We start from the raw sequence: 7,922 nt of genomic DNA, 5'->3' as shown, positions 1-7,922 counted from the left end.
TTGTAGCCCCTCCTGAAAGTGTAATCTCATCTACACACTAACTATATCCTGAAATAGGATCCGGAGGCTTATCGTAAGCTTAGAAGAAGTTAGCATATCTTCAGGTTCTTAACTTTTTTACACCCAAAACCAGAATACAAGCAACAGCATCGTAAAGCGAACGATCTCATAAGAGGTGTCTACAGCCACGACTAGCCAACTTTTGAACTGCCAAACCTTTTTACCAACTGTAAACGGAAGCGTGTAACCTGCTGCTACTAGCATAGTGAACCAAAAAGCATTCTTCAGACTATCGCCATCATAACCAAATGCTTGTCCACCTGATTTCCAAAGCTCTAAACAAACTGCGAATGCAATGGAAGTTATGAAAGATACAAGAATATAAATCACAAAAGACTGGATTTTATCCGCTTTACTTACGTTAAGATCGGTTTGCACTCCCTTGCCGTACATCTGCTTCTGATAAGGTTTGGCCCATATAACAGCCATCCAAAGAAAACCTAACACTAATGATAAAATCCCCGTAACGAATACGGCCCAATAATTAATTTCTTGAAATAACATTTCCAATCCCCTCTTCACCTATATATCGTTATGCGAAACCATTTGGTTTCGTTTCCATTATATACAACCATTTGGTTTCATGTCAATTCCTTATTTCTGTAAAAAGTATACAGAAGTCTAATCGTTTTTCGTGAAGTTCCACTCTTGTACATATCAACCATTCACCTAATGACATATGCATAGAATTAGATAAACCTAAACTGGTTTATGTGAGGTGAACTTTCGTATTCACAGCAATGAAAAGGTATACCTGTAGTGGACACAAGCGTATTTTCGCTGCAGAAGTAAGTATTTTAGAACGTACAATTCACTTTAAAATACGTGATGGAGTGATGGTGGTGGAAAATTATCAAATCGTTCCMTGGATCGATGACGTCTTAGAGCCAGGAATCGTAGCTAACATGTATGTTCCTCCTGGGTTAGAAATGCTGGCACGAGAAGTCATGGGACATTATGATTTTCAAGTCAATGATATGCTCTTGATTACTTCAAAGCCAGATAAAGGTGGAGCTATTTGGAAAATCAGCACAAGTAAGGGCAATCTCAGTATTAAATGTTTGCACAGACGACCTAGAAGAAGTCTTTTCAGTGTTGGAGCTCAATCCTACATGTCTGGTTTAGGCCACCGAGTTCCATCTTTCATCCCAACGAGGGAAGGGAATTTCTACGTTGAAGCAGGCGGTAAACTCTGGATCGTTACTGACTGGATTGAACCCCTAGTGCCCGTATCCAAAGTCGACTTGGAAGGCGCTTCTCAGCTGTGCTTTGGCTTAGGGGAATTCCATAATAACTCCAAAGGCTATGTCCCTCCTAGCGGTTCGGAGAAATCCTCGCGCATCTATGGATGGGGCAAATATTACGAAAAAATAATTGCCAAAATTGGTTGGTTTCAGGATATCGCCCTCGCCTACTCTGACACTGCAGCAAGCGCAGACTTACTTGCCGTTATTGAAGAATTCAAGAAGCAAGCTAACGACATGTATCAACGTTTCCAGAATTCCCCTTACCAACAGATGATTGCAAAAGGTGAACCCCATTGGGGACTTGCCCATCAAGATTTTGGATGGTCGAACGGTCAAATGGGACCTGGCGGTATCTGGGTCATCGATTTAGACGGTGTTTCCTACGATTTGCCGATTCGAGATCTAAGGAAATTAATTACGAGCACCATGGATGATATGGGTGTGTGGGATATAACTTGGATTCGCGGCATGATTGAGGCCTATCATAAAGCCAACCCTCTTGACCAAGAAACCTTCGAAATCTTGTGGATCGATATGGCTTTTCCTAATGAATTTTATAAGCATGTCAAAGAAATCGTGTTTAATCCTCAATTATTCCTTGACACTGAACTTGCGTCGATTCTTCAAAGAGTGATGACAACGGAAACAAGTAAATGGCAAGCATTAACCGAGCTCGAAAAAGATAAGGCAAATTACCCTGCTGGAGACTACTCGTCGGAATACGTCAAACCGTCTATCCAACGTCCGTCTTTTGTACTTCCAGGAGATGTGTTAACGCCTATTTACTCCGAAATGCCCGTTACGCCAATCGTACCAACTTCGCCTTCTGTTGAAGAGATCTTACCGATCCCACTTGTGCAAGAGCCTGTTTATGCTGAGTCTCCTGTTGCGGAGGAACCTGTTTACGCCAAGAAACCAGTTGTTGAGGAGACTCCAATGCCAGTACTCATTCAACTCCCTGCTCGCGGACAAAAGCAATTTAAACTTCGCGTTCCAAGGAAGCGACGCGCTATGAGAAAAACTAGAATCATCAAGAAAACTCGTTATCTGAAACGCAGAAAATTAAGAAGACTCACAAAATGGAAGCGTTCCTCGGATGTTAGAATCTTTTACGGATACAAAAGTTACAAAAAATGGCTTGCTAAGAATAAAATGAAGCCTGTATCTCGTTCTCGAAAAAAACCAATGAAACGTAAACTAGGACTTAAGAAGCCTATTAAACGTGTAGTGAAACCAACAATGAAAAAAATACAACAACCTCGAACAACTAAGAAAGTACCTCCACCGTGGATTAAAAGGCAGATTCCCCCTAGAAAAAGGACTGCCTGAGAAAGGAAGCTGTTAACTCGTGAACATTCTGATGATTTGTACGGAAAAGCTGCCTGTCCCCAACATTCGAGGGGGAGCTATTCAAACCTATATTGACGGTGTGGCTTCGCTATTAAGTAAACATCACAGAATTACTATTTTAGGTAGAACGGACCCAGATTTGCCAAACGATGAAGTCACGAATGGTATCCACTATGTTCGTGTGGAATCACATGGTCTACTTGAATCATACGCTGCAGGGGTTATCCAATTTCTACAACATACGCCGGAGCACTTTGATATTATTCAAATTTTCAACCGCCCTTTACTAGTCCTTCCTGTTAGGGAAGTAGCACCTACATCGCGGATTATTCTTAGTATGCATAATGATATGTTCAATCCTTTTAAGATCAACCTTACCGAGGGTACTCAAGTTATTGAACAAACTGAACGTATTATTACGATTAGCCAGTATATCGGAACGGCCATCTGTGATTACTACCCACAAGCAGCTGGTAAAATAAAACCGATATATTCCGGCGTTGACCTGAATCGCTTTGCTCCATGGTTGGAATCCGAACAGGCAAGGAGCGCTCGTGAGAGCCTTAGAGCAGAACACAACCTCTCCAATAAGAAAGTCATTTTGTTTGTGGGGAGGCTAACTCGCAATAAAGGTCCTCATGTGTTGGTGCGAGCAATGTCTCAAATCAACCATCCTGATGCAGTACTCGTTGTTGTCGGTGGTGCCTGGTTCAGCGATAACTCGGTCAGTGACTATGTCGCTTACGTCAGAGCACTTGCCGTGCGCTCACCTCTACCAGTCATAACAACCGGCTATGTGCAAGCGCAAGATGTCCACCGCTGGTTCTGTGCAGGAGATGTCTTTGTATGTACTTCGATTTGGCAGGAGCCGTTAGCACGTGTACATTATGAAGCGATGGCCGCTGGCTTACCCTTCCTAACAACAGCTAGAGGCGGCAATCCAGAGATTGTTAAGAATAATAACGGATTACTCATCAATAACCCAGAAGACCCGAGCGAATACGCACAGAAACTAAATTCCTTGTTGTCTGATATGAACCATGCACGACATATGGGACTTAACGGACGAAGATTGGCAGAACAATATTTCCCATGGGAACGCGTTGCTCAGGAAATTCTTGCCGTCTGGGAACAACGATAAGTATACATTTGCAGATTTCTAGTTAACTTAACTGGCTGTCCCACAAGTAGACACTTCTACTTAGGGACAGCCCACTTTATGTGCAGTGAGTCTCAGAGCAAGTATGGCTAATAACGGATACCGAAGTGCAGGAAAACCCCTTTCTACAAGTATGGTACTTCTGCCAAATAGCAGAAGCCATAGCAAGAGTAAGAGGTTTCCTTACTTGCCTAATCTATTGGATAACTTTAATACGATTACTTATGCTTCTTCCTCTTCATCATCTTCATCATCGTCGTCGTCGTCGTCGTCATCTTCATCTTCTTCTTCTTCTTCTTCAGCGTTTACAACCGATGTTGTTACTTCTTCTTCTTCTTCATCTTCTTCTTCTTCTTCTTCTTCTTCTTCTTCTTCTTCTTCTTCTTCTTCTTCTTCTTCTTCACCAAACGCTATCTTGGAACCATCAGCTAATTCAATCTCAACTTCATCAACTTCTGCCCAAGCGATGTCTTTCATTAAATCATTAATTTCTGTTAAATCAACCTTGTCTTTGTCACCGTTCTCAAACTCCAATGAGAGTTCTGTCACTTCAGGATGCGCTTTTAAATAACTGAGTAATTGTTCCAAACTTTCCAAAAAAATCATTCCCCTCGTCATAAATTAGAAACTTTAATGTCTCCCTGTATACTATGATATTTCCTACCTCATGCTTAGGCTCTTGATAGAGTAGATTGGCGGATTATGATTGTCCACTAGGAGATATTCCATGAACCTTATACATATCAGCTTATTTTCCCTGTGAATAGCCCTTACATTTCCATAATTTTCATCATAAATTAATAATGTCTTCATATAGACAAGGAGGTAAAAGCTTATGAAAGGATTAATTCTCTGTGCAGGCATAGGTACTAGACTCCAACCTTTTACTAATATAAAGCCTAAAGGTCTGCTTCCAGTGGCGAATAAACCCTTAATACATTATGGTATTGAAAAGCTAGTGGAATTAGGCATTCACGAGATCGGCATTGTAATCCGGCACAATCTTCACGCTATGTTTATGGAAGAAGTAGGTGCTGGCGAGAGGTKGAAAGTAAACATCACATATATTTTTCAAATTAATCCTTTGGGTATTTCAGACGCTGTAAAACAAGCCGAATCATTCATGAATAACGAACCTTTTATGCTGCTTCTTGGGGATAATCTGATTACGCAAGATCTTCATGGCTTATCTCACGCCATTACTCATGAGAACCATGATGCAGCCATTCTTCTCAGAAAAGTGACGAATCCAAAGCAATTTGGAATTGCCGAAGTGAATAAAGATCGCATTATTGGTCTGGAAGAAAAGCCTTCAGAGCCCAAGTCAGATCWTGCGGTTCTGGGGAGTTATGCATTTAAACCAAGTATATTTAAAGCTGTTCATGCAATCGCTCCCTCTGCCAGAGGTGAATACGAAATTACAGATGCCATTCAGTGGTTGATTCATCAACAATATTCGGTGTCTTATCAAACGACAGATAAAAATTTCTCCGATGTTGGAACTATGGAAGGCTGGCTAGAAGCGAATAGGTGGATGCTGAAGCAGTTAGACGAAGAAGGTTTGTTAACGACTCCAACAGATTACCCAGGAACTACGATAATCCCACCTGTATGCATCGCCCCTAGTGCTGAATTGATTAATTGTGTGATCGGACCTTACGTGACGATCGGACCCAATGTCAGACTTGAAAGTTGCACATTAGAAAACAGCATTTTGCTAGAGTACGCCATTCTTAATCCTAACCACTATCCAATGACGAACTCGATTATCAGTCCACAGTCGGTGTTTGTGCAAAAAGACGGAGGGTCAGGAAAATGAACATATTAATGATGGGTATGGGGTATGTAGGCGTTACAACTGGATTGGTATTTGCCGAACTGGGATGGCAAGTCACAGGGTTAGATACGGATACGAAGAAAGTAGAGGCATTATCTCAAGGCAATTTATCTTTTTATGAACCAGGGCTAGACCTTTTATTAAAGAAACACATTGAATCCGGTAAAATCAACTTTACGTCCTCTCCCGAGATGGGAATTCGTCAGAACGACATCATTTTCATATGTGTTGGCACACCCTCGGATAAAGATGGAAGCGCTGATCTTCAGGCAGTACGAGGAGCCGCCCAAAGTATTGGAACCTTCATGGATGACTATAAAATTATTACTGTGAAAAGCACAGTTCCCATAGACACAAACCGTAAATTAGCCCAGTGGATTAGAGAAGCTCAACTCCATCCCCACCCATTCGATGTTGTTTCTAACCCTGAGTTCCTTCGGGAAGGCAGTGCCTTGTTTGATTCACTGAATCCGGATCGTATTATTATTGGAAGCGATAATGAGCAAGCCGCAAGTATCATTCAATCCTTGTATGATCGTATAGAAGCCCCCATTTTTGTGACTAAACCTCGAACAGCGGAATTGATCAAATATGCATCGAATGCTTTCTTGGCAACTAAAATTTCCTATGTCAATGAATTGGCAAGACTTTGCGAGTCGCTGGAGGTCAATGTCACCGATGTCACCAAAGGAATGGGCATGGACCAACGGATTGGCTCTCATTTTCTAAAAGCTGGGATCGGTTATGGCGGATCTTGCTTCCCGAAAGACAGCATGGCACTCTTATATACAGCGAAAGAGCAACAAGTTGAATTGAGTATCCTTGAACGAGTAGTTGCCGTCAATAACTCGCAGTCTTCACACTTTTTGAACATATGGGAACAAAAGCTTGGTGGATTCAAAGGTAAAACGATTGCGATTCTCGGCATTTCCTTTAAACCGAACACCGACGATTTAAGAGAAGCACCCGCACTTTCCATCATTCAACAATTACAGGATAAACAAGTGAACCTCAGAGTGCACGATCCCATTGCCAAGTTGCCTGAAGCTCTTCGCTCTGATCAGGTTCAACAATTCGAAACACTTGAGAACGCATTGCAGCATTGCGATGCAGTCATTCTTTGTTCGGAATGGAAACAATATCGGGAGGCAGACTGGCAGCAGTTAAAAGCGCTTATGAAAGATTATTATTTTTTTGATGGAAGAAATACGTTGATCGGTAAAGAAATGACCAAGCTAGGCTATGCTTACTATGGCATTGGAAATAGATAATTGCTCTAAGATGGGAGGTTTAATGGAATGAAAATACTCGTCACAGGAGCAGCTGGTTTTATCGGATCTCATCTATGTGAAAAGCTTCTCCAGGATCCTCGCAACGAAGTCATTGGATTGGATGCTTTGGTTCAGAAATCGCCAACCCCTGTCCCAGTTAGGGAATATAACCTGCGCTATTTACTGGTGCATGATCGATTCACATTCATTAACCAGGATTTATTACATGTTCAGTGGGAAGCGATTCTCCCCGGGGTAGATGTTGTCTACCACTTGGCCGGAATGCCTGGCGTGCGTTCTAGCTGGGGGGAAGATTTCAAAACCTACGTCACCAATAATATCGAAGCTACGCAAAGACTACTTGAAGGTTGTCGCACTTATCCCGTCAGTAAAATCGTGTATGCATCGACATCCTCCGTGTACGGCGAAAAAACGAATCAAGTGAATGAGGCCGCTACGACGGTGCCGCTCTCGCCATATGGGGTCACCAAACTGACTGGAGAGCAGCTCTGTAAGGTCTATGCTACGAAAGATGAGCTACCCATCGTTGTATTACGCTTCTTCACTGTGTACGGTCCTAGACAGCGTCCTGACATGGCGTTTCATCGTTTTATCCAGCATATTCGGCACAATAAGCCCATCCCGATCAACGGTGATGGACTCCAAACTCGCGACTTTACATTTGTTGGCGACTGCGTGGAAGCCATCGCAGCAACAGCCCATGCAGCGGATATCATTGGCGAAACCATCAATATCGGAGGCAAAGAACGTGCTTCTGTACTTGATTGTATCGCCATTCTTGAGGATCTTTTTGGCCAAAAAATAGACAGGCAATTTCTTGGCAAGGCCTCCGGAGAGCCTCGTCATACCTGGGCAGATATCAGTAAGGCACAATTACTGCTCGGCTATCAACCGAAAACCGATTTACGGACTGGATTACAAGCCGAAATCATGGATTTATCTCATACTCCTTATTTATAAGGTGACACACATCACAT

The 7,922-nt window shown here is 42.4% G+C and carries 7 protein-coding genes; 5 read left to right on the top strand and 2 right to left on the bottom strand.

The features are described 5' to 3' along the window. Positions 1 to 117 precede the first annotated feature (117 nt). Positions 118 to 564: a DUF1761 domain-containing protein gene (locus AB4114_RS27180; protein WP_441991275.1), complete on the bottom strand. Its 447-nt coding sequence runs from the start codon at positions 562 to 564 to the stop codon at positions 118 to 120. A gap of 332 nt (positions 565 to 896) precedes the next feature. Here AB4114_RS27180 and AB4114_RS27175 point away from each other — a divergent pair, with 332 nt between their 5' ends. Together AB4114_RS27175 and AB4114_RS27170 are read left to right on the top strand one after the other, a co-directional pair. Next, complete coding sequence (locus AB4114_RS27175; protein ID WP_441991274.1) at positions 897 to 2,636, top strand: CotS family spore coat protein; 1,740 nt, start codon at positions 897 to 899, stop codon at positions 2,634 to 2,636. Between the two features lie 19 nt (positions 2,637 to 2,655). Beyond that, positions 2,656 to 3,798 (top strand): glycosyltransferase family 4 protein, encoded by a 1,143-nt coding sequence (locus AB4114_RS27170; protein WP_441991273.1) that lies wholly within the window; start codon positions 2,656 to 2,658, stop codon positions 3,796 to 3,798. A 240-nt stretch (positions 3,799 to 4,038) separates the two neighbouring features. Here AB4114_RS27170 and AB4114_RS27165 read toward each other — a convergent pair whose 3' ends face one another. Further along, entirely contained in the window at positions 4,039 to 4,413 is a 375-nt protein-coding gene (locus AB4114_RS27165; protein ID WP_441991272.1) for a hypothetical protein, read from the bottom strand. Positions 4,414 to 4,651: 238 nt separating this feature from the next. Between AB4114_RS27165 and AB4114_RS27160 the strand changes: the two genes are divergently transcribed. Genes AB4114_RS27160 through AB4114_RS27150 form a run of 3 tightly spaced genes read left to right on the top strand, consistent with a single transcriptional unit; the run spans position 4,652 to position 7,905 of the window. Further along, on the top strand, positions 4,652 to 5,635 hold the full coding sequence (locus AB4114_RS27160) for a sugar phosphate nucleotidyltransferase (RefSeq protein ID WP_441991271.1): 984 nt from the start codon (positions 4,652 to 4,654) through the stop codon (positions 5,633 to 5,635). Then, complete coding sequence (locus AB4114_RS27155) at positions 5,632 to 6,924, top strand: UDP-glucose dehydrogenase family protein (protein ID WP_441991270.1); 1,293 nt, start codon at positions 5,632 to 5,634, stop codon at positions 6,922 to 6,924. The genes AB4114_RS27160 and AB4114_RS27155 overlap by 4 nt, the downstream gene beginning before the upstream one ends. A 27-nt stretch (positions 6,925 to 6,951) precedes the next feature. Next, positions 6,952 to 7,905: an NAD-dependent epimerase/dehydratase family protein gene (locus AB4114_RS27150; protein WP_441991269.1), complete on the top strand. Its 954-nt coding sequence runs from the start codon at positions 6,952 to 6,954 to the stop codon at positions 7,903 to 7,905. Positions 7,906 to 7,922: the final 17 nt, after the last annotated feature.

The organism is Paenibacillus sp. 2RAB27 (assembly GCF_052115445.1).
Taxonomy (GTDB): Bacteria; Bacillota; Bacilli; order Paenibacillales; family NBRC-103111; genus Paenibacillus_E.
This window is presented reverse-complemented; position numbering and strand designations above follow the sequence as displayed.